Here is a 246-nt window from a genome sequence, read left to right as displayed (position 1 = left end):
AGAACCTCAACTATCTGCACTTGGACTACAACTTCAACCTGAAGCCTGTCAAGACGCTCACCACCAAGGAAGGAAAGAAATCCCGTTTTGGGAATGCTTTCCATCTATGTCGGGAAGTACTGCGTTTAACCAAGCTGGTTGTGGACAGCCATGTGCAGTATCGCTTGGGCAATGTAGATGCCTTCCAGCTGGCAGATGGTTTGCAGTATATATTTGCCCACGTGGGACAGTTGACAGGCATGTATC

The 246-nt window shown here is 48.4% G+C and carries 1 protein-coding gene; it reads left to right on the top strand.

The features are described 5' to 3' along the window. The coding region (locus tag SM754_RS20400; protein ID WP_323677972.1) for a hypothetical protein at positions 1 to 246 on the top strand (246 nt) is incomplete at both ends.

The sequence above is a fragment of the Halorubellus amylolyticus genome (assembly GCF_034808145.1).
Lineage (GTDB): Archaea > Halobacteriota > Halobacteria > Halobacteriales > Natrialbaceae > Halorubellus.
Note: the sequence above shows the minus strand (reverse complement) of the source record. Positions and strands in the feature narration are given on the sequence as shown.